This is a genomic window from Paenibacillus sp. SER-28, from assembly GCF_052906305.1.
In genome coordinates this window covers 295,053-316,164 of the sequence record NZ_JBRECM010000001.1, presented here as the reverse complement: position 1 = coordinate 316,164, position 21,112 = coordinate 295,053, and the positions used below count along the sequence as shown (strand labels likewise).

Below are 21,112 nucleotides of genomic sequence, written 5' to 3'. Positions count from 1 at the left end.
TCTGTATTACGGCAGCAAATTATGTTTCAAGAGTTGCTCTTGCTGTGGCAGGAAGACCACACCCATATTGATCAAAATACTACCTCTAATCCGGCATTGCCAGCATCGTTAGAAGGCACTCTCTCATATATGGAAAACAACTATGAAAAGCCCATTACCGTCAAGCAGCTTGCCGAGCAGGCAAACGTCTCCATATGGCAATACTCCCAAATGTTTCGTAAAATCACAGGCAAAAAGCCGCTGCATTACCTCACTGAGCTGCGCTTGAATCATGCCAAGCGGCTGCTGCTGGATTGCAAACGGCCTTTACGTGAAATTGCCCGTCAGGTTGGTTTCTCTGACGAATATTATTTTAATCGGCGGTTTAGGCAAATGACCGGGATTCCCCCGGGCAAGTACGCGCTTTCTGTCTCCGTTTCTGTGCGCGTCAAGGATTGGACGGGTCACCATATTCATATTCCGCGCCGAGCAAGCCGCATCATCTATCATGGAGAAACGATGGGCGATCTATTGGCATTAGGGGCCAAAGCCATCGGCGGAAGTCTGCGACTCAGTGAATACAGCGTCTATAAACATCGTCTTGTGAATGTCGCCGATGTGGGCCTTCCACTGGATACCCGCTTGACCAGTGCTCTCGATCCTGATCTAATTATCATCGCTAATTCGGATGAACAGGAATATGAGCGCATTGCCAGTATCGCTCCCACCGTCACCTTCAACTCCTTCGCCACGCTGGAGGAACGGATGCGTACACTTGGCACCTGGCTCGGTAAGGAGCGGGAGGCCGAACGCTGGTTTGTCTACCTTCACAGCCCGTAATCTGGCAATGTGGCAGCAGCTCGGTACGCAAATCACAGCCGGAGAAACGGCCTCCGTCTTCAACTGGAGCGATGCCATGACCCGGCAAAAACTGCTTACTGCACTGCCCAAACTGCTCGTCACTTCAACCTGATAAGCTGTCATTTTTCTAAAGATACTACATCAGACCATGAATGCTTCCATCTGCCTCCAGCGACATATGCTCAGCTGCTGGGGATTTAGGTAATCCTGGCATCGTCATAGTATTGCCTGTTTCCACGACCACAAAGCCTGCCCCTGCGGACAAAGAAACGCTGGACACATGAATGGTAAAGCCCTCCGGTGCACCTAGCAGAGAAGGTTGATCTGAGAAAGAATACGGTGTTTTGGCCATGCATACAGGCAGTTGTCCAAAACCAAGCTGCTCCATACCGGCCAACGCCCGTTTGGCCGCAGGAGTGTAAGCTACCTCTGCCGCACCATAAAGCTCCTTCGCAATGACACTAATTTTCGTTTGCAAATCAAGTGTATGCTCATACAATGGTGCAAAATGGGCTTTGTCCTCCTGAAGCAGGTTTAGGAGGCTTTGAGCCAGCTTTTCTCCACCTTGGCTTCCCCGTGCCCACACCTGTGACAGCTCTACGGGTACACCCAGCTTGCGGCATTCCGAGAAAATCAGTTCCAACTCGGCTTCGCTATCTGTTACAAAATGGTTGACCGCTACTAGTACTGGCACGCCAAACTTTTGCAAATTCCGAACATGCCGATTCATGTTGACTAATCCAAGTTGCAATTGCTCCAGATTTTCTGCGTCCAGCTCATTTTTAGCTACACCGCCGTTATATTTCAGCGCTTTGGCGGTTACGACCAACAGAGCCGCATCTGGCTGCAAACCGGATTGACGGCACTTGATGTCAAAAAACTTTTCCGCTCCCAGCTCGGCCCCGAATCCAGCCTCCGTGACGACCACCTCTCCCAGCTTCAGGGCCAGCTTCGTACCGATCAAACTACTGCATCCATGCGCAATATTCGCAAAAGGTCCACCATGCACAATAACTGGAGTTCCCTCCAACGTTTGCACCAGATTGGGTTTCAATGCTTCCCGAAGCAGCACAGCCATACCTTCCACCGCCTGGAGTTCCTCAGCTGTTACCGTTTCGCCATCTTCGTTATAACCAATCACCATCCGACCCAATCGCACTTTAAGATCGTCCATATCTTCACTTAAACATAATACCGCCATCACTTCTGAAGCCGAGGTAATGAGAAAGCCACTTTCTCTCACTGCTCCATTACCTGACCCCAATCCGGTCACAATATTTCGCAAACTCCGGTCGTTCATATCGACAGCGCGTTTCCATACGATCCGCTCCGGCTTCAACCGCAAAGCATTTCCATGAAACAAATGGTTATCGATCATCGCTGCCAGCAAATTATGCGCTGCCGAAATCGCGTGAATATCACCTGTAAAATGCAGGTTAATGTCTTCTGCCGGAACAATCTGGGCTTGTCCTCCCCCGGTTGCTCCCCCTTTCATCCCAAAGCAAGGGCCAAGGGACGGCTCACGCAATGCAGCAACGGTTTTATGCCCCAGCGCATTCAGCGCCTGTGACAGCCCGATGGTTGTCAGCGTTTTTCCTTCTCCCGCCGGCGTGGGATTCATTGCCGTAACCAGCACCAGCTTTCCATTCGGGCGATCCTTTAACTGCTCCCACAGGGACGGATTTAGCTTCGCTTTATATTTTCCATACGTCTCCAGATGTTCTTCTTCAATTCCTGCTTCCTTGGCTATATCAATAATCCTCTTCATCTTTCGTTATGTACCCCCTGTTTTATAAGTCTGACCGATGGTGTCAAACCCTGTATCGTTTTATTTTACCAAAGTGTGCCGCTTATTGCGCTATGATTCATTTCATCGCAAGCGTTGCTATCATGTGAGTTATAAAAAAAGAGCATTCCCCGCCCGCATGGACTTTGGTGGATGCTCTTTTGATACGTCTCGTTTAACAAACAGCTTTCAATTTAACCTGCAAAGTTAGCAGCGTAATTTTCAGCAATAAATCCCTTAGAAATCAGGATAGCCTGGGATTTCTTAGTAGCAGGGCCATAGCCTTGGGACAACAAATCATTAATATGTAAGCGGTTATATATGAAGCAAAATACAAAGTTGGATGCCCCACTCGTAAGGATCGACACCAGAAAAATAATAACAGCCCACTTCCAATCCCCTCTAAACAACGCAGGGAAAAAACCGAAAAAGAGCGTAGTCCATGAAAAACCTACTTTGCGTTCCTTGATCATTCCAGTTTTATTTCTCAATTTAATCTTCATTTACCCCTTACCTCTCTTTATATAGTCTTTTAGAACTATATTAGATTATATAGGACAGAGGGAATAAATGGAACTCATTTCGTAAAATCATAAAATTCTCAAATACTCTCTAGTTTATAATGCTTTTCTAGCATTTCTTTAAAAACATCAACAGGGTACTTATATTCGACTGTTTTGAAAACAATCCGGTTATTCCACTGGTTTTTTTCCAGCTCGCACCCATGCTCCATATCCAGTTCCTTCATGATAAAAATAATCTCATCTAAGGTTCTCATTACACTATGACTATTCGTCGTCGTAGCCAGCATCTGCTTGCCTTCCTGTATGTAGGCCTTTACGATCTGTTCATCAAAGCCTTCGCTGATCATAAATTCCTTCAAGGCTTGCATAAAAAGAGCTGGCAAGTTTTTGTACTGCGATTTTTTAATCCCAAAAAGCGTGATACTTAAGCGGGATATATCATGCATAAATACTATATTTTTTCTTCGATTCAGTAAAAACATGCTGGCATGCCAACTATTCAAAGGCGGATAAATATCAACTTGAAGTGGTTCAGTCTCCCATTCCTTCAGCAGTTTTTGTGTTCCTCGTATGACAAACATCGTCGCTCTCCTTTATTGACGGTCCTGTACCGCAGCGTGATTCGACATACCCAATCTCTCATATAAGGCATGTCCCGGATATCATAACACCGTATTCCAAACATCGGATTATAAACTCTTTCAGTATAATATAGGGGAATCATAGATTACCAGACACATTAATTTTCTCTTTGGATATTTATTATGGAAATCCCCTCCACTGCTCTATATAATTCAGGTACAGTTCGTCACGCGAGCTTAATCTAAAAATTAGGGGTGTTCCACACCTATGTCACAACATATTTTACTAATTGAAGACGATCTATCCATTGCCGAAATGCTACTCAAAGCACTCAGCAAGGAAGGCTACAATTTAACTACCGCCTATGACGGGGAAGAAGGGCTTCTCGCCTTTGAACGTCATACCTATGATCTGGTACTGGTGGATTTGATGATGCCGAAGGTGGACGGTATGGAAGTGATCCGCCGGATCCGTACCCACAGCGCCGTGCCGATTCTGATTATGTCAGCCAAGGACAGCGACGTGGATAAAGCGCTTGGACTGGGCTTTGGGGCAGACGATTATGTTGCTAAACCTTTTTCAATGTTGGAAATGACAGCTCGTATTCAGTCCGCGATCCGCAGATCTACTACATATGCCCGTCAGCAACAACAGGAGGAACAGCCGCAAGCACAAGTTTTGACCTACGGCAGTCTGCGCATTGATTTTGATCATTTTACAGTCGTACGCAATGAAAATGAAATTCAGCTAACAGCCAAAGAGTCCGATATTTTGAAGCTATTTGTAGCCAATCCGAACCGGGTATTTACAAAAGCCCAATTATACGGATTTATTTGGAAAGACGATTATATGGGCGACGAGAACGTGATTAACGTCCATATTCGCCGCCTGCGTGAGAAAATCGAAGAAGATCCCTCTCATCCTGTCCACATTAAAACGCTATGGGGCATTGGCTACAAATGGGAGAATGGCTGATATGAACATCGAAAACATTTCTGAATGGATTGTCGGCCTCATCATGTCAGTCGTTATAGTATGGCTTTGGCGGGAGCGTATGGCCTATAAGCGCAAAATAAAGGATATCCGAACCCTACTAGAGCGGATTGTGACGGTGAATCATGCGGAAAAGCTGCTATACGTCACAGGTGACGTTGAACTGCAACGACTCATGACGGAAATTAACCGACTACTGGACTTGAATCTCAGAGTGTCTGCAGATTACAACCGTAGCCAAATCGCCATGCGGAAAATGATTTCGAACATTTCCCACGATCTCAAGACCCCGCTTACGGTTGTGCTTGGATATGCCGAGATGCTGGATGGCGATCCGACTATTTTGCCAGAAGAACGTATAAAGCTGCTATCCAAAATTCATCAAAAGACAAGCGAAGCGATTGAGCTGATCGGCAGCTTTTTTAGCTTGGCGAAGCTGGAGGCTAATGATACGGATATTCCGTTGACTCGACTGGAAGTGGGAGAACTGTGCAGACGCAGCATTTTGGAGTTTTATGACCTGCTGACCGCACAGGGATTTACTGTGCATATTGAGATCCCGGAGCACCCCATTCATGCCTTGGGGAACGAAGGAGCGATTGGGCGGGTGCTGAACAATCTGATCTCGAATGCCATTCGTTATGGGGCAGATGGACGGACGCTGGGTCTGGCTCTATTGGAACAGCAGGATACAGTGCGTATAGAGGTATGGGATCGTGGCAAAGGCATACAGGAATCTGAGCAAGATAAAGTTTTTGAACGCATGTACACACTGGAGGACTCCCGTAATAAGGCGGTACAAGGCAGCGGACTGGGCCTTACGATTGCCAAACGCCTGGTTGAAACGATGAACGGAGAAATTCAATTGACTAGTAGACCTTATGAGCGGACAGTCTTCTCTTTTACATTGAAGAAAATCAACTATTAATCGAACTCAGCATTTTGCATAATTCGATTTGTGCTCAACTTAATAAATTTGTAAGAATCACGAAAGAAAAATGAACATTTCGCCCTTTATCCTTGAATTATCAGCAGTATACGAAGGGAGAACACCTATGACTTACGTAATACGTACACATCAGTTGACCAAGGCCCTGAAGGGCAATGAAATTGTAGCGGGAGTCAGTATGAATGTGCGCAAGGGAGAAACCTATGGCTTTCTCGGCCCTAACGGGGCAGGCAAGACAACGATGATGAAAATGATTACGAATTTACTCAAGCCGACTTCGGGTGAAATTGAATTATTCGGTGAGAAATTAACGCCAAAATCGTATCATCTGCTCGGACGGATGGGTTCGATTATTGAATACCCGATTTTTTATGACAGGCTGACGGCACAGCAAAATCTCGAACTTCATTGTGAATACATGGGCTACTATAATAAGCAGGCGGTTCGGGATGCCCTGGAATTAGTGAATTTGCGAAATGCGGATGACAAGCCGGTAAAGGATTTTTCGCTGGGAATGAAGCAACGTCTTGGGATTGCCCGCGCTATTGCGACTAAGCCAGAGCTACTCATTTTGGATGAACCCATTAATGGTCTGGACCCCGTGGGTATCAAGGAAATCCGCCAATTATTCCACATGCTATGCAAGGAATATGGGATGACTCTGCTCGTGTCCAGTCATATTTTAGCGGAAATAGAGCAGATTGCGGATACGGTAGGCGTGATTAATCACGGACGACTGATTGAGGAAGTATCGATGGAGCAGGTGCGGGAAACCAATACGGAATATATCGAATTTACGACCAACGATTGTAAAAAAGCGACCTATGTCCTCTCCCATCATCTGAATCTGAATAATATAAAGGTACTCAATGAACAGAGTATACGTATTTACGATTCAAATGTACCACAGAAACAAATTACGAAAACGCTCATTTTAAATGATATAGAGGTGGATTCCATTCATCAGAAAAGCAGCACGCTGGAAGACTACTTTTTGCGCCTGTTAAACGGAGGTGATCTCCATGCTTAAATTGATGCAGTTGGAGCTGAAAAAATTTCATCTCGCGGGTTATATCCGTTCAGCACTGATCGCCAATGCATGCATTCTTGGGCTGCTCTGTATTATCGCACTGGACAGTCAAAGTGAAGGAATACCCGAATTCACACAATACACCCAACTCTTGGATCTAATAGACAATTTTGTGAGAGCAACATTTATTGTATTTTCCTCCGTTTTGCTATGCCGCTTTATCGTCGGAGAATTTAAATCCAAATCGATTACAATCTTGTTCATGTATCCGATTCACCGTCAAAAGCTGATGATCGCCAAGCTCTTGGTTGTGCTGCTGTTTACGTTCTTGTCTATTATTATTTCGGAAATAATCATTACGGCTGCTATTCATCTGCTCAACCAGTTTGTCTTGATTGTACCGGATAACCTTACTCTTTCCATACTGGGCCAACAATCAGCACGGACGCTGATCAATGCCGTTGCTGCCAGCTTTATGGGATTGGTTCCGCTGTATATGGGGATGCGAAGATACTCTGTACCCACCACCATTGTGACCTCAATCCTGATTGTAGCATTGCTTTTCTCCAATAATAACGGCGCTACACTTAGCTCCATAGCCCCCGTGCAAATTGGCTTCTCTCTACTAGGAATGCTTGTGGCTTATGCGGCGATTCGACGTATTGAGTATAAGGATATTACCTCGTAATATGTAATTTTGTAGAGCGCTTTCAAAAAACAGATGAAAATCATTGTTAGATATACACACATTTTTCACTGGACTTCATTCTAAAACAGGTATATCCTATAGGAGAAATTAAAAACGGAATAAGGATCTTCGGGGTAGGGTGAGATTCCCAACCGGCGGTATGGCTCATGGAGCTAAGCCCGCGACTCTGTATCTGGCAACAGGATACGGACTGATTTGGTGAGATGCCAAAGCCGACGGTAAAGTCCGGATGGAAGAAGATCGAAATATCAACATGCCGCGAAGTGGATGAATACTGCGTTATTAGTTTTGCAGCAACTTCATTTAACTTGCATAAAGCGGCAAGTTTATTTGATCAACCCCCGTCTTGCATGGCCTTTCGCCATGGACGGGGGTTTTTGTGCCACCGGTCCTGTATTCGCAAGGAGCTAATTGAGTATGAGTCAATCTTCTACTGTACTAACATCCAAAGGTTTTGATCGTAGCTCCCACATGAAAAGCGGTTTTTGGCTGGTCGCAATTGGAGCAGCCTTGTGGGGCGCAGACCCGCTTTTTCGTATTATTTTGCTAAAGTCATTTACTTCAACACAAATTGTACTTATGGAGCATGTGCTGCTCTTCCTCGCTCTGACACCGATGCTGTGGAAGCATCGTGAGGAACTCAAAGCGGTACGGCTTCGTCAAGTTTTCGCTATTTTATTTGTCTCGTGGGGCGGCTCGGCTCTGGCCAGCGTGATTTTCACTATGGCACTCAGCAATGGTGATTTGAATGCTGTACTCTTACTCCAGAAGCTTCAACCCTTGGTCGCTATTGTTCTAGCCCGTATTATTTTGAAGGAAATGTTGCCGCGTCATTTTGGATTATTAATTGTCGTCGCTCTGTTCGGGACGTATCTTCTGACCTTCGGTTGGTCGCTCCCCTTCGGACATGTTCGTGATTTTGTTCAGGTTGGTAGTCTGCTTGCACTCGGTGCAGCAGTTCTGTGGGGCGGTTCGACAGTCATGGGAAGTTACTTGCTTCGTTCAATGAAATATGAAACAGTAACCTCCCTCCGCTTCATGGTGGCGCTCCCTCTTCTGATTGTCCTCACCTCTGTAGAGCATGCGCCATGGAATATGCCTGCCGGTACATGGGCGGGCGCAGCTGTGATTATCAATCTGCTATTGCAGGCATTGCTTCCGGGCCTTCTCAGCTTGCTGCTGTATTACAAAGGCTTAAGTACGACCAAAGCGTCTTATGCTACGATGGCAGAACTGAGCTTTCCCATGGTTGGTGTCGTGATTAACTGGATCGCATTTCAGCAAATTGTCACTGTAGCGCAACTGACTGGTTTTATGCTCATCTGGATTACGCTCTTTATGATTTCACGTCAGCAAAAAAATTAACAGTTCAACGTCCCTTTCATGACTCACCCAAGCCAAATCGTGAAGATGCTTTTGCATCTCCGATTTGGCTTTTTTATGTATTCGTATTCATATAAAATATAGTTCTTTAGACCCATCTTTCAGAAAAAGTGTCTAAAACATGTAATTATTCTTCGTTTCTCAAAGATTACATCTATAAAATTAGTCGGTTTCTGTCGAATAAAAGAATGTAGTGATCATCAGACACAGAGGAGCAAGAGCTATGACGAAAACAAAACAAACAGTTCCGTGGTGGAACAGGTTTCTCAAGCAGTTTTATTTAATGAGGACAAGATTAATAATATCTTTTTTGGCTGTGTTATTGATTCCGAGCGTACTTATCGGGTATTTTTCCTATCAGGGGGCTACAACACAACTCAGTCAGCAAATGGGCGGTTCCGTATACACGAATCTGTATTTGATCCAGAGCAATGTCAATCAGTATGTAGCACCTATTATGAAAGACCTGGACGTGCTTACCACTGAAATCAATTCTGATTCCATTGGTACCAACCAAGAGGCCCTTCAGAAGAAGTTGGATGTCATCGTCAAGGCTCATCCCGAGCTAGATGCCGCGCTTCTCGGTAATGCGAAAGGGCAATACATACGTTCGCCGAAAAAACAGGAGGCCGATTATGACCCCCGGGAGAGAAAATGGTACAAAAATGCGATGCTGGAAAAGGGCAAAGTATTCGTCGGTGTTCCAGTTGCCAGCGTCACGACAGGGAATTTAGTCGTTAATATATCGGGAACGCTGGAGGACGGTGAAGGAGCTGTTGCATTGGCTTTGAATCTGGACAAGATGGGTGAAAGTCTGCAGTCTGTTAAGATTGGTGAACGCGGAGGACTCATTATTGTTGATTCTGAACATAAAGTTGTATCTGGGACTGGAACAGCCTTTAACAAGACAGGCAAAAAACCGGCTGACGCCATAGAGGGACTTCCCGAAGTGGCGACAACCGTCGAAAATGATACTCCTTCCATGTCGCAAATTCAATTTATGAATCGAGATATGCTGGCCTTTACACTTAAGGACCCTCTCACCGGATGGAGCATTGTCGCACTGTCGGATCTGGAGGATTACAGTGATGCAGCCCAACCGATTCTGAAGCAAAGCCTGATTGTGATTGTCATTTCCATACTTGCCGCTGCGATCATCATTGTGCTTATGGTCCGCTCGTTCTTAATTCCGCTGCGCAAGCTGCAAGCAGGAACACGCATCGTCCGTGACGGAAATCTGACCGAACGTGTTAACCTATCCAGCAAGGATGAGTTCGGCGAACTGGCACAGAACTTTGACCAGATGACGCATTCCTTGCATACGATGGTTTCCGAGGTCAATCAAACGTCCTCCCGACTTGCTTCCTCTTCTCTGATGATCAAGGAAAGCACAGAACAAACGACGGAGTCCGTACAACACGTAGCGGAAACGGTTATGGAATCCGCAGAAAATGCAGCCACCAGCGCCGAGGCATCCGAGCAAACCGCTAATGCCGTTGAAGAAATGGCCAAGGGTGTCAGCACCATTGCCGAATCAGCAAGCTCCATCGTAGATTCAGCAGGACAAACCGAGCATGATGTAGCTCAAGGCAGTCAAATGATCAGCCATGTGCGGACACAAATGGACCGTATTCTGGAAGCTGTAAGCCAAACGGCTAGCCTGATGGATGAGCTATCCCAGCTCTCAGACGATGCGAAGCAGATGAATACAGCTATTGCCGCCATTGCCAAGCAAACCAATTTGTTGTCTCTGAACGCGTCTATTGAAGCTTCCAGAGCTGGCGAAGCCGGGCGTGGATTTGCCGTAGTCGCTATAGAGGTACGCAAGCTGTCTGAGCAATCCAAGGAAAGCGCAGATTCCATCAGTCAGATCATTACTCAGATGCTCGATTTGATTCAACGCTCCACCGCTACCATGAACGGTAATGTTCGTAACCAGGTAGGTGAAGGATTACGTATTAGCCAAGATGCAGAAGGTGCATTTACGAATATTGAACGCTCTACATCTCATATTGTGGAACAAATTCAAAGTGTGTCGGCTGCGGCTGAACAAATCTCAGCCAGCACAGAGGAAGTTTCGGCTACTGTCACCCATTTGGCAAGTCTGTCTCGCAATTCGGCGGACAGTTCGCAGACAACCTCTGCTGCCGCTCAGGAGCAAATGGCGGCCATGGAGGAAATCGCATCTTCGTCTCAGGAGTTGTCCAACATGGCGCAGGATTTGCAACAGCTGGTTAAGCGATTTAAGATTTAAGTTACACATCGTATCGTTGCAATTTCATGAAAGTAAGAATGAGCAGCAGTATATCTAATGACTAACAAAAGCCTTCGTCCGTATGCTAATTACGGGCGAAGGCTTTTTCCATGTGAGTACTTGGGGTGATCTCTCTTATTTACTTATAGGGTCATCTGACCGGTTAACTGACGGCGTCTATCTCCTTCGGGGTCGTGCTCCATTTTAATATCCTGATGGAAAATAGCTGTAGTCCGCTCTTCCCTGTCGTACATCGGCCAAGCCTCCTCGAACAGCACAGGCTTCCCATCACGTGCAAAAGCAACCCATGCCTGCTGTATAGCTTGAGCGAGCTTCTGCATCGACGGTTGAATCTCTAATCCAAGCTTGCCTAGCAGCTCCAGATTATCGAAAACAAACGCAATTTCGGCACCGTGAACCGCTTGTCCAAAGGTAGGATGTCCCGGCAATGTCCAATCAAAACGATACATCCATACAGGCGCATGCGCCGACTGCGCAACAGCAAGAGCCAATGCAGGACGCCAAAAAAATAGATCAGTCAACATTTGTGCCTGTCCCTCAATCGTAACCGGAAATGGTTCTATCAGGTCGCCGATGTCTGACATGCCCGTCATCATTTCCAATGCCTGACTCGCTGTTGACTTGTTCATTAGATGGGATTCTTTTCGGATGAAATAGGCCCCCTCATGCAAGTTCGTTCCAATCAAAACGGATACCTGCTTTGCTGAACCTTGCGCGATTGCAGACAGCGGTACATCTGGCAAGGTCACACCGTCCACGACGGGTTGATAGATCATCGCCATCCCTGGTCCGATGACTTCATGCGTCTTCGCCATAGCTAGCATCAGCGCATCTGTCGGCAGCGTAAACAACCGTTCTGGATGCTGAGTGTCCACACCCAGCTGCTGCAGATACACAGCCGTCACTTGTTCGGCCTGTGAGGTTGGCAATACCTGCGACGCACCGCTCTGCGAAATCGCACGCTGGAACAGTCCCTCAGCAGCTGGCATCGCCAATAAAGCGGCAATACTCATCGCGCCTGCCGATTCACCGAACACCGTTACTTCGTCCGGGTTACCGCCAAAGGCAGAGATGTGGTCCCTAACCCATTCCAGCGCAGCGATCTGATCCAGCAGTCCCGCATTAGAGGTCAGGCCATCTCCCTTTGGAGTCAGATGCAAAAATCCTAACGGCCCTAATCGATAATTGATCGTAACAACCACAACATCGCCATTCTTCGCCATCCGTGCCCCGTCATATAAAGGTATAATCCCGGACCCCGTGACAAAGGCACCGCCATGAATCCACACCATCACCGGACGTCCCTTCTCAGGAGCCTTCGAAGCAGGTGTCCAAATGTTCAGGTATAAGCAATCCTCTGACTGCTCAGGCGGTTCCACCAGATTTCCAGTCATACTTTCAGCGGATGGCATAGGTTGCGGACAGATTGGCCCAAAACTCGTCGCAGCCCGTACACCCTCCCAAGACTCCAAAGGCTGGGGCGCGTGAAAACGTAGTTTTCCAACAGGAGGCTGTGCATATGGGATACCTTTCCATACATGATATCCATTCCCCGTTTCCCCACGTAATTGACCTAAACGAGTATGTACTGTAATACTCTCCATCATGAAGCCTCCTTTATTTCGTATCTTCAACACAACGGTATAATATCAATCTTTACATATCTCTATTATACCCTTTGCACACGGCCAAACCAAAAAATACCGGAAGCACTTTTGCGCTCCGGCATTTTTATAAACAAGATAGAGAAATAGCGATTAATCCCGAACTTCTTCTTTGGGAATCAGCTTGTAAATTTCTTCGCTTTCCATAGAGTCAATTAGTCGGTCTAGCCACTTGTAATAAGCGACGGCCTGCTTCATTTTCATACGATCTTGCTGAAGAATCGCCTTAAATTCCTCGTACTCTTCACCCTGATTCATCAATCTGTCCAGCTCATCAATGGCTTTGCGCAACACCAGTAAATTTGTTTCTACCGCTTTTCTCCATTTAATAGCGAAGAAGTCAGTGAAGGTTTGATGCCAGTCATATTCGACTTCATACAAGTCTTTGCGTGAGCCCTTGCTCCAAACCTTATTTACCATTTTCAGATCCAATAATGTTCGAACTCCTGTACTCATGCTCGTTTTGCTCATTTCCATTTCACGGCCCATCTCGTCCAGCGTCATCGGTTTATCCGCAAAGAAAAGCAAACCGTATAAATGCCCCGCAGACAAAGTGATCCCATACAGGTCCATGTTTTTACCTATAGCTTCTATAACACGTTTGCGAATTTTTTGCAGCGAAGCCTGCTGCTCATCACCTAACTGGTACAAGCTCATGCTTGCAACCTCCTAATTTTAGAGCATTTTGCACAACCTAGTATGAACGATTTACCCGTAAAAGATTAGCTTTGACGCAATGTATGAAATCTTTCAATAATAAATGAAATGTTTCAAAAACAAAGCTTCTGTCTATATTACAACAGCATGGATCGTTCAAAATCATAATTCGCAAAATTGCTAATGATAGTAAACTTTTAAAATTATGGATATACATAAATCTTTTTCTTATGGTTATATTTCATTGTCTATTTTAAAAAAAGCACTATCGGTTGTAAAGTTCCGAATGTTTGAGCATTCTATAGAACGAAGGAGCATATCAAAGGAAACTTTGTACAGTTTTTTCTGTACGTACTTTATGAACAGTTTTTTTATTTGAAATGTAAGCAATGCTTCTGTTACAATTAATTTTGTCATTAACCGTTCAGGATGTTCAGAATTATGATTTTTATACTCAATCCTTAATGCAACAAGGGGTTAATACCAAGCAAAGTATAGAAAGAAGAGGTGTATGTATGACGATTTTGGAAGTCAAAAATGTCAGCAAACTCTTTGGTCCTCACGCAGAGCAAGGTGTTCCGCTCCTGGAGCAAGGCTGGGGCAAGGAAAAGTTGGCCAAAGAAAAACAGATTACTGTTGGTGTCAATAAGGCCAACATGGAAATTAAGCAAGGTGAAATTTTCGTAATTATGGGGCTATCGGGCAGTGGCAAGTCCACTTTGGTGCGAATGCTAAATCGCTTGATTGAGCCTACCTCCGGTGAAATTCTGGTCCACGGCAAAGATCTCCGTAAGATGAACAAAGAACAACTTCGCGAAGTTCGTCGTAAAACCATCAGCATGGTTTTTCAAAAATTCGCTCTGTTCCCACATCGGACTGTATTAGAAAATGTAGAATATGGTCTTGAAATTCAAAAGGTAGAAAAAGTACAGCGTCAGGAAAAGGCGCAACAAGCGCTGGAACTGGTTGGTCTTAAAAACTGGGGCGATAAAATGCCCGATGAATTGAGTGGCGGTATGCAGCAGCGTGTCGGCCTGGCACGGGCGCTGGCTAATGACCCTGAAGTGCTCCTGATGGATGAAGCGTTCAGTGCATTGGACCCTCTCATTCGCCGTGACATGCAGGATGAGCTGTTGGAGCTTCAAGATAAAATGAAGAAAACAATTGTGTTTATCACCCATGATCTGGATGAAGCGTTGCGGATTGGTGACCGGATTGCCTTGATGCGAGACGGTGCGGTCGTACAAATCGGTACACCGGAAGAAATTATGATCCAACCGGCTAACTCTTATGTAGCCCGCTTCGTCGAGGATGTGGATCTGTCCAAGGTATTGACGGCTGCTCATGTCATGCTTCGTCCAGAAACCATCACCATGGATCGTGGTCCGCGTGTGGCTCTGGAATTGATGCGGGAGCGTGGGATTTCCAATTTGTTCGTCATTGACCGTACTAAAAAGCTACTGGGTGTTATTAACGCCGAGGATGCTGTTCATGCACTGCGCAATAATTTGAAAATTGAAGATATTTTGATTACTGACGGACCGCAGGTTGCTGCCGAGACTGTCATTAATGATTTGTTTGAAATTACAAGCTCGTCCAAGGTGCCGCTGGCTGTGGTCGATGACAAGCAAAAGCTGCTGGGCGTTATCGTCCGTGGAGCATTGCTCGGCGCACTTGGTGGAGATGTTACCACTACAAAGGAGGTGAATGCCCATGATACCGAAACTGCCAATCGCTGAGTGGATTCAATCCATTGTCGACTGGATGGGTATTCATCTGGCTGGATTGTTTAATGTTATTTCTTCTATTATAGAAGCTGTAGTAGGCTTTTTCTCAGGCCTGTTCATGCTTCCGCACCCTCTGGTGTTCATCGTGATCATCGGGATTATCGCCTTTATGATCGGGCGGGTTCAGCTTACGCTGTTTACTGTCATCGGCTTCCTGCTGATTGATAATCTCGGCTATTGGAGTGAAACAATGAATACGCTCGGACTGGTCATCACGTCTGCGCTCGTATCCATTGTTATCGGGATTCCCATCGGGATCTGGTGTGCATACAGTAAATCCGCATCCCGCATTATCACGCCTTTACTTGATTTTATGCAGACGATGCCTGCGTTCGTGTACTTGCTCCCAGCGGTTACCTTTTTCAGCCTGGGTGTTGTACCTGGTGTTATCGCATCTGTTATCTTTGCTATCCCCCCAACCATTCGCATGACTAACTTGGGGATTATGCAAGTATCAGGTGAGCTGATCGAAGCCTCAGATGCTTTCGGTTCAACCTCTGCGCAAAAGCTGTTCAAAGTTCAGCTTCCACTGGCATTGCCTACCTTAATGGCTGGTATTAACCAGACGATTATGCTGTCACTGTCCATGGTTGTTATTGCTTCCATGATCGGTGCAGAAGGCATCGGTGCTGTTGTGTACCGTGCTGTGACACAGCTGCAAATCGGTAAAGGTTTTGAAGCCGGCTTAGCTGTTGTCGTTCTGGCTATTGTGCTTGACCGTTTTACGCAAAACCTGTTTAAACCTACGCAAAAAGGCAAAAGCCGCGTATCCAGCAAGCAAAAAGTATGGATTACTTCTGCAGTTACAGCTGTCATTTTGATCGCTGGTGCTTCCCAATATTTTGTTGGTACAGATCATTCTGCATCTGGCAAAGGTAACGCTGCTGCCAACCCGGTTGGCGAAGAAGTCGGTTACAAAATTATCGGTATTGATGCCGGGGCAGGCATTATGAAATCGACTGCCAAAGCAATTCAAGACTACAATTTGTCTGATTGGAAGCTGGTTGAAGGTTCCGGTGCAGCTATGACGGCCACACTGGACAAAGCCATTAAAGCGAAAAAACCGATCATTATTACAGGTTGGACTCCTCACTGGATGTTCAACAAGTATGATCTCAAATATTTGGAAGACCCTAAGAAGTCTTATGGTGAAGCCGAGGGGATTCATACGATTGCCCGTAAAGGCTTGCAGCAGGATGCTCCTATCGCTTATGAGTTTCTAAAACGTTTCAAATGGACACCGGAAGATATGGGTGAAATGATGGTTGCCATTCAAGCCGGAACCAGTCCTGAACAAGCTGCCCAGGATTGGGCGGAGAAACATGCCGACAAGGTTCAGGAATGGACTAAAGGACTGCAACCTGTCAATGGCGACACGTTCAAGCTGAGTTATGTCGCTTGGGATTCCGAAATTGCCAGTACGAATTTGCTAAATTATATTTTGGAGAACAAACTGGGTTACAAAGTAACCGCACTTCAAGTTGAAGCAGGTCCTATGTGGACGGGTGTCGCTAGTGGTGATGTAGATGCTTCACCGGCTGCATGGCTGCCGTTAACACATGCGGATTACTGGGCTAAATACAAGGATAAGCTCGACGATCTTGGGGCTAATATGAGCGGTGTTAAAACCGGATTGGTCGTTCCAGCTTACATGGATGTTAAATCGATTACTGATTTGCAGGATAACGGAGCCGAAGCGGCTCCGGCTTCCGCCACAACCGAGGACTTTGGCAAAGAGGTCGGTTACCGCATTGTCGGTACCGACCCTGGCGCCGGACTAATGAAGCTGACCGCTAAAGCTATTAATGACTATGGCTTATCCGACTGGAAGCTGCTTGAAAGCTCTGGAGCTGCTATGACTGCTACACTGGATAAAGCTATCAAAGCCAAGCAGCCTATCGTCGTAACAGGTTGGACTCCTCACTGGATGTTTAACAAATATGATTTGAAATACTTGAAAGATCCTAAAAAAGCGTACGGTGATAAGGAAGAAATTCATACAATCGCCCGCAAAGGTTTGAAGCAGGATGCTCCTGTGGCTTATGAATTTCTAAGCCGCTTTAAGTGGACTGCTGAAGATATGGGTGAAGTGATGATCGCGATTCAGGACGGTATTGCTCCACAGCAGGCTGCCAAGAACTGGGCTGATAAACATCCTGACAAGGTACAGGCATGGATCAAGGGCCTACAGCCCGTCAACGGTGATCCTTTGAAGCTGAGCTACGCTGCTTGGGATTCTGAAATTGCCAGTACGAACGTATTGAAATATGTATTGGAACAAAAATTGGGCTATAAAGTAACAGCCCTGCAAGTGGAAATCGGCCCGATGTGGACTGGCGTGGCCGGCGGAAGTGTAGATGCTACTGCTGCCGCTTGGCTTCCATTGACGCATGCTGATTATTGGGCTCAATACAAGGATAAGGTGGATGACATCGGAACCAGCATGACTGGCGTTATGTCCGGGCTTGTCGTTCCATCCTATGTGCCGATTGATTCTATCGAGGATCTTAAAGCGCCGCAATAATATTTTTTCCGCTTTTAAACCATACGAATAAGCAAAAGGCAGATCAGGGGGAAACCCTGATCTGCCTTTTTATGATATCCAGATTTAAAGTTGCTCTCAGCCTTTTAGCGTGAATCCTTCTTGAGCGGGCACATCGGCATGCTGCCCTGTCGTCTGGTGCTGTCTAAAGAATAACGGATAGATCACAAAGGACACCAGCAGACTCACACAACCAATGACGCCTAGAGCAATCATATCTTTGAAGATGTAGGTGATATCCAGTCCTTTGAGCGTGATGTTCCGTACAGCGTCCAGGTAATACGTCAGTGGCAATATTTCAGCAAGCCCCCGCAAGAAGCCGGGCATTGCCTCTAATGGCCACGTATAGCCTGACAGCATAAAGGAAGGAACAGCAATCAGCATCAGCGTTTGGGTCGCATCCACTCTGGTCTTGGAAAAGAGACTGAATAAGAAGCCTAATCCGCACAATGCAAAGTTAAAGACCAGCGATACCAAAACCAAAGGCAGTACCTGTCCCCTGAACGGAATATCAAAGCATAAAGCACTGATACTGAATACAGTCAGCACATTGAAAGCTCCCGCTGCATAATACGGTGCCAGTTTGGCAATAGCCAAACGCCAAGGGGTATTTCTCCATGCACCAAATCTTCCCCAAGTCCCTGCTTCCTTATCACGCGTGCAGGACAACGCGATACCAAGCAGCAAACACTGCTGGAGAGCCGCAGAGATAACCCCTAGTGGCATGAAAAGCTTATAATCATATACCGGGTTAAATAGCACTCTGGATCGGAACGGGATGGTAGTCAGCGTCGACGCGGCCTGATCGGCGTTCATTCCCTTTTGTTTCATGGAATTGACCGATACTCCAGCGCTCACGCTGCTAATGACCTGATTCGCAATCCGACTGGCACTATTGGAATACATCATATTACTGCCGTCAATCAGCGTGAGCACGGGTGGATTCTCCCCATGCTTAAGCCGAGTCGTAAAGTTGTCGGGAATGACGATTCCGACCTTAGCTTCCCCGGTCTCTACCTGACGGACAGCATCTTCCTGATTGGTCGCTTGCCGTGTAACGGCAAATGAGTCGGTCGAATCGAACGCCTGAATGATCTGGCGACTGAGCTGTGAATTATCTCCATCGTACACTGTGACAGGCATCTCGGTAATCCGCTGATGTGAATATAGGAAGCCAAATAGTATCGTATACACAATCGGCGTAATCAGCAGAATAGCCATAAAGCGGCGGTCCCGGAAGATGCTCAGCCATTCCTCGCGAAACACATCGCGGATACGAAGTCTTTCCTGTGAATCCTGCATATTACTGCGCCCCTTTGCCTGTAAACAGGACCGTGGAGCCTGTTGGAACCGAAGCAGCAAGGTCCGGCAATGCTACTTTAACACCGAAGGAACGGACATCCTTGTCACCGGAGCTTTGGCTCGGTTTTTGAATGGCAAAGTCAGCAGCCGATTCTAACAGAATGACTTTACCCTTCAGCTCCTTACCGCCAGACAGCAATTTAATTTGGACAGTATCCCCTGCTTGAAGGCCATTCAGAGACGTTTCAGGTACATAGAATTTAGCCCAACGTTGTGTCGAAGTTTCAATGGTATAGACCGGGAATCCTGCGCTAGCCATTTCACCTAAGCTAAGCGACTTGGATTTTACGATTCCATCTTCGGCCGCATATAGAGTCGTGTAACTCAAATAGGTCTGAGCCTCTTGAAGCGCGGCTTCCGCTTGGGCTACCTGAGCATTGGCACCTGCAACCGCAGATTGAGCCTGCTCAACTGTGGATTGCGCCGCCTTCACAGCAGATTGCGCTTGTTCTACCGAAGCCTGAGCAGCTTTGACATCTTCCTGTTGCACAGCAACTTTGCCCGCTCCTGCCTGTGCTTCCTTCACCGCAGCCAAGGCTTGACGGTATTGAGCTTCAGCCGCCGTAATTTCCTCCTTGCGGCTTCCCTCCCGTGCCATATCCAATTTTTGCGACTCTGCATTATACTTGGCCACTGCCTGTTGATGTTCCAATGTCGCTTGATCCAAAGATGCCTGGGTTGCTGCTCCGGCTTCTTGAAGCTTTTTGGCACGCTCCAGATTTTTAACGGTCAGGTCCAGCGTTTCCTTGGCTATCTTCACAGATACTTGCAATTGCTCAAGCTCCTGCGGTCTTGCCCCGCTCTTGAGCGCATCCAGTTTTGCCTTGGCGGCGTTCGCAGCCGCTTTGGCCTGTTCGATCTGGCTGGAGGATGCCTCAGCGGTCACACTGACCGATGTCGTACCTTGGCTCTTCTTGGCCTGAGCGGCGCTCACAGTAGCCTGTGCCTGACCTACGCCTGCTTGAGCCTGCAACACACTGGCTTTTGCTTTGGATACATTACTCTTAGCTGCCAGCAACGCCGCCTGTGCCTGCTTCACCTTATCTTCCAACTCGCGACTTTCCAGATGGGCTAATACCTGCCCCTTTTTAACCTGATCGCCTTCCTTGACGAGCATCTGGTCAATCCGTCCTGCCATTTTAAAGCTGGCATTGAGGGTATCCGACTCCACATAAGCCGTAGGTATGGAAGAAGACTGATCCGCAGACAAGCTGCTCCCACCCCGTGGGAAAGCAGTCAAGGCATAAATTCCTACCGCGATTAAAATAATAAGTACGACGTAAATCGTATATTTTTTAGCTTTCATGTTTTCATCACTCCATCTGTCTATTAATGTTGCATGCCCAATGCATTACACACAAATACTTCGATACTTTCTCGAACCTCTTGCAGATTCATCGTTTCGCCCCAAACCATGGACCGCATCGGAGCGAAAATGTAAATCCCAAATAAGCAATTGGCTGTTGTTTTGGCATCCAGCTTACTTGAAATTTTCCCATATAACTTACCGGAATCGATCTCCGCCTCCATAAAATCAAAGTAGTCTGCCAGCACCTGCCTAATATTAAAATGCTGTTCCTGTGAGACCCATCCCTTGCTAACCAGTAAACGGCAGAAATCCGGCTCTCTCCCAATGAACTCAATATGTACTTGGATCAGCTTGTGAACCCTCAGTTCTACCTGATCCATAGGAACCTGAGCCATCGCTTCACGGATATCCTGCACAAATCGCTCCATCCCCATCTTCAAAATGTAAATGTACAATTCTTGCTTGTTTTTAAAATTGTAGTACAGGGTTCCTTTGGCTATGCCACAAACCTTAGCAATTTCTTCCATGTTTGTTTCGTTAAATCCTCGTTCGGAAAAAGCTTTAAGTGCGCCGTTAAAAATAATTTCCTTCGTTTGCTGTTTCATGCTTCCTCCTTTTTTGAACTGACCGTCCAGTACAAAAATTATGTATTTATTATAAGCCCATCTTTAGTTACCCAGCAATAGGAAAAATGAAAATAATTCATTTTAGACATTTCGT

General features: G+C 46.4%; 18 protein-coding genes and 1 riboswitch. Of the genes, 10 read left to right on the top strand and 8 right to left on the bottom strand.

All coding sequences use genetic code 11. From position 1 onward, the window contains the following. Positions 1-21: 21 nt before the first annotated feature. Both ACUYLD_RS01435 and ACUYLD_RS01430 read left to right on the top strand, forming a co-directional pair. Positions 22-819, top strand: coding sequence for a helix-turn-helix domain-containing protein (locus ACUYLD_RS01435; protein WP_446674281.1), 798 nt, complete (start codon positions 22-24; stop codon positions 817-819). Then, a complete protein-coding gene (locus tag ACUYLD_RS01430; RefSeq protein WP_322159499.1) occupies positions 797-952 on the top strand; it encodes a hypothetical protein in 156 nt (51 codons plus the stop codon). The genes ACUYLD_RS01435 and ACUYLD_RS01430 overlap by 23 nt, the downstream gene beginning before the upstream one ends. A 24-nt stretch (positions 953-976) precedes the next feature. On the opposite strand, the gene ACUYLD_RS01425 is transcribed toward ACUYLD_RS01430, so the two are convergent. The 3 genes from ACUYLD_RS01425 to ACUYLD_RS01415 form a co-directional block, all read right to left on the bottom strand. After that, positions 977-2,608, bottom strand: coding sequence for a formate--tetrahydrofolate ligase (locus tag ACUYLD_RS01425; RefSeq protein WP_446674280.1), 1,632 nt, complete (start codon positions 2,606-2,608; stop codon positions 977-979). Between the two features lie 212 nt (positions 2,609-2,820). Next, complete coding sequence (locus ACUYLD_RS01420; protein WP_013309242.1) at positions 2,821-3,129, bottom strand: hypothetical protein; 309 nt, start codon at positions 3,127-3,129, stop codon at positions 2,821-2,823. Positions 3,130-3,227: 98 nt separating this feature from the next. Continuing rightward, positions 3,228-3,731, bottom strand: a complete 504-nt coding sequence (locus ACUYLD_RS01415) for a DUF6933 domain-containing protein (protein ID WP_061829582.1) — start codon at positions 3,729-3,731, stop codon at positions 3,228-3,230. Positions 3,732-3,999: 268 nt separating this feature from the next. Here ACUYLD_RS01415 and ACUYLD_RS01410 point away from each other — a divergent pair, with 268 nt between their 5' ends. The 6 genes from ACUYLD_RS01410 to ACUYLD_RS01385 all read left to right on the top strand — a co-directional run bounded on the left by ACUYLD_RS01410 (position 4,000) and on the right by ACUYLD_RS01385 (position 11,050). Next, the gene (locus tag ACUYLD_RS01410; RefSeq protein WP_061829583.1) at positions 4,000-4,707 is read left to right on the top strand and encodes a response regulator transcription factor; all 708 of its coding nucleotides are present in this window, start codon (positions 4,000-4,002) and stop codon (positions 4,705-4,707) included. A gap of 1 nt (position 4,708) precedes the next feature. After that, positions 4,709-5,653 (top strand): sensor histidine kinase, encoded by a 945-nt coding sequence (locus tag ACUYLD_RS01405; RefSeq protein ID WP_061829584.1) that lies wholly within the window; start codon positions 4,709-4,711, stop codon positions 5,651-5,653. A gap of 127 nt (positions 5,654-5,780) precedes the next feature. Then, entirely contained in the window at positions 5,781-6,704 is a 924-nt protein-coding gene (locus ACUYLD_RS01400) for an ABC transporter ATP-binding protein (protein ID WP_061829585.1), read from the top strand. Continuing rightward, entirely contained in the window at positions 6,697-7,392 is a 696-nt protein-coding gene (locus ACUYLD_RS01395; protein WP_061829586.1) for a hypothetical protein, read from the top strand. The genes ACUYLD_RS01400 and ACUYLD_RS01395 overlap by 8 nt, the downstream gene beginning before the upstream one ends. Before the next feature lie 121 nt (positions 7,393-7,513). After that, positions 7,514-7,658: riboswitch (FMN riboswitch) on the top strand. A gap of 172 nt (positions 7,659-7,830) precedes the next feature. Then, the gene (locus ACUYLD_RS01390; RefSeq protein WP_076292438.1) at positions 7,831-8,778 is read left to right on the top strand and encodes a DMT family transporter; all 948 of its coding nucleotides are present in this window, start codon (positions 7,831-7,833) and stop codon (positions 8,776-8,778) included. 241 nt (positions 8,779-9,019) lie between these two features. Beyond that, entirely contained in the window at positions 9,020-11,050 is a 2,031-nt protein-coding gene (locus ACUYLD_RS01385; RefSeq protein WP_250267733.1) for a methyl-accepting chemotaxis protein, read from the top strand. 143 nt (positions 11,051-11,193) lie between these two features. On the opposite strand, the gene ACUYLD_RS01380 is transcribed toward ACUYLD_RS01385, so the two are convergent. Together ACUYLD_RS01380 and ACUYLD_RS01375 are read right to left on the bottom strand one after the other, a co-directional pair. Next, entirely contained in the window at positions 11,194-12,675 is a 1,482-nt protein-coding gene (locus ACUYLD_RS01380) for a carboxylesterase/lipase family protein (protein ID WP_446674568.1), read from the bottom strand. Between the two features lie 153 nt (positions 12,676-12,828). Further along, positions 12,829-13,392: a GbsR/MarR family transcriptional regulator gene (locus ACUYLD_RS01375; protein WP_028543060.1), complete on the bottom strand. Its 564-nt coding sequence runs from the start codon at positions 13,390-13,392 to the stop codon at positions 12,829-12,831. 515 nt (positions 13,393-13,907) lie between these two features. Here ACUYLD_RS01375 and ACUYLD_RS01370 point away from each other — a divergent pair. Together ACUYLD_RS01370 and ACUYLD_RS01365 are read left to right on the top strand one after the other, a co-directional pair. Beyond that, positions 13,908-15,131 (top strand): quaternary amine ABC transporter ATP-binding protein, encoded by a 1,224-nt coding sequence (locus tag ACUYLD_RS01370; RefSeq protein ID WP_025722068.1) that lies wholly within the window; start codon positions 13,908-13,910, stop codon positions 15,129-15,131. Then, a complete protein-coding gene (locus ACUYLD_RS01365) occupies positions 15,106-17,703 on the top strand; it encodes a glycine betaine ABC transporter substrate-binding protein (RefSeq protein WP_446674279.1) in 2,598 nt (865 codons plus the stop codon). Before ACUYLD_RS01370 ends, ACUYLD_RS01365 begins: the two co-directional genes overlap by 26 nt. Before the next feature lie 96 nt (positions 17,704-17,799). Here the strand turns inward: ACUYLD_RS01365 and ACUYLD_RS01360 are convergent, their stop codons facing one another. From ACUYLD_RS01360 to ACUYLD_RS01350, 3 genes are read right to left on the bottom strand one after another with little or no spacing between them, the layout of a single operon-like run. Then, positions 17,800-19,023, bottom strand: a complete 1,224-nt coding sequence (locus ACUYLD_RS01360; RefSeq protein WP_254329294.1) for an ABC transporter permease — start codon at positions 19,021-19,023, stop codon at positions 17,800-17,802. Between the two features lies 1 nt (position 19,024). Next, positions 19,025-20,389, bottom strand: a complete 1,365-nt coding sequence (locus ACUYLD_RS01355) for an HlyD family secretion protein (RefSeq protein WP_235307717.1) — start codon at positions 20,387-20,389, stop codon at positions 19,025-19,027. Positions 20,390-20,412: 23 nt separating this feature from the next. After that, positions 20,413-20,997 carry a TetR/AcrR family transcriptional regulator gene (locus ACUYLD_RS01350; RefSeq protein ID WP_250259014.1) on the bottom strand — a complete coding sequence of 195 codons (585 nt, stop codon included), beginning with the start codon at positions 20,995-20,997 and terminating at the stop codon, positions 20,413-20,415. Positions 20,998-21,112 lie beyond the last annotated feature (115 nt).

Excerpts from the sequence above, each read along its gene's own strand:
- ACUYLD_RS01435 (WP_446674281.1), top strand. The coding sequence starts at position 22 with ATGTTTCAAGAGTTGCTCTTGCTGTGGCAGGAAGACCACACCCATATT.
- ACUYLD_RS01425 (WP_446674280.1), bottom strand. The coding sequence starts at position 2,608 with ATGAAGAGGATTATTGATATAGCCAAGGAAGCAGGAATTGAAGAAGAA.
- ACUYLD_RS01420 (WP_013309242.1), bottom strand. The coding sequence starts at position 3,129 with ATGAAGATTAAATTGAGAAATAAAACTGGAATGATCAAGGAACGCAAA.
- ACUYLD_RS01415 (WP_061829582.1), bottom strand. The coding sequence starts at position 3,731 with ATGTTTGTCATACGAGGAACACAAAAACTGCTGAAGGAATGGGAGACT.
- ACUYLD_RS01410 (WP_061829583.1), top strand. The coding sequence starts at position 4,000 with ATGTCACAACATATTTTACTAATTGAAGACGATCTATCCATTGCCGAA.
- ACUYLD_RS01405 (WP_061829584.1), top strand. The coding sequence starts at position 4,709 with ATGAACATCGAAAACATTTCTGAATGGATTGTCGGCCTCATCATGTCA.
- ACUYLD_RS01400 (WP_061829585.1), top strand. The coding sequence starts at position 5,781 with ATGACTTACGTAATACGTACACATCAGTTGACCAAGGCCCTGAAGGGC.
- ACUYLD_RS01395 (WP_061829586.1), top strand. The coding sequence starts at position 6,697 with ATGCTTAAATTGATGCAGTTGGAGCTGAAAAAATTTCATCTCGCGGGT.
- ACUYLD_RS01390 (WP_076292438.1), top strand. The coding sequence starts at position 7,831 with ATGAGTCAATCTTCTACTGTACTAACATCCAAAGGTTTTGATCGTAGC.
- ACUYLD_RS01385 (WP_250267733.1), top strand. The coding sequence starts at position 9,020 with ATGACGAAAACAAAACAAACAGTTCCGTGGTGGAACAGGTTTCTCAAG.
- ACUYLD_RS01380 (WP_446674568.1), bottom strand. The coding sequence starts at position 12,675 with ATGGAGAGTATTACAGTACATACTCGTTTAGGTCAATTACGTGGGGAA.
- ACUYLD_RS01375 (WP_028543060.1), bottom strand. The coding sequence starts at position 13,392 with ATGAGCTTGTACCAGTTAGGTGATGAGCAGCAGGCTTCGCTGCAAAAA.
- ACUYLD_RS01370 (WP_025722068.1), top strand. The coding sequence starts at position 13,908 with ATGACGATTTTGGAAGTCAAAAATGTCAGCAAACTCTTTGGTCCTCAC.
- ACUYLD_RS01365 (WP_446674279.1), top strand. The coding sequence starts at position 15,106 with ATGATACCGAAACTGCCAATCGCTGAGTGGATTCAATCCATTGTCGAC.
- ACUYLD_RS01360 (WP_254329294.1), bottom strand. The coding sequence starts at position 19,023 with ATGCAGGATTCACAGGAAAGACTTCGTATCCGCGATGTGTTTCGCGAG.
- ACUYLD_RS01355 (WP_235307717.1), bottom strand. The coding sequence starts at position 20,389 with ATGAAAGCTAAAAAATATACGATTTACGTCGTACTTATTATTTTAATC.
- ACUYLD_RS01350 (WP_250259014.1), bottom strand. The coding sequence starts at position 20,997 with ATGAAACAGCAAACGAAGGAAATTATTTTTAACGGCGCACTTAAAGCT.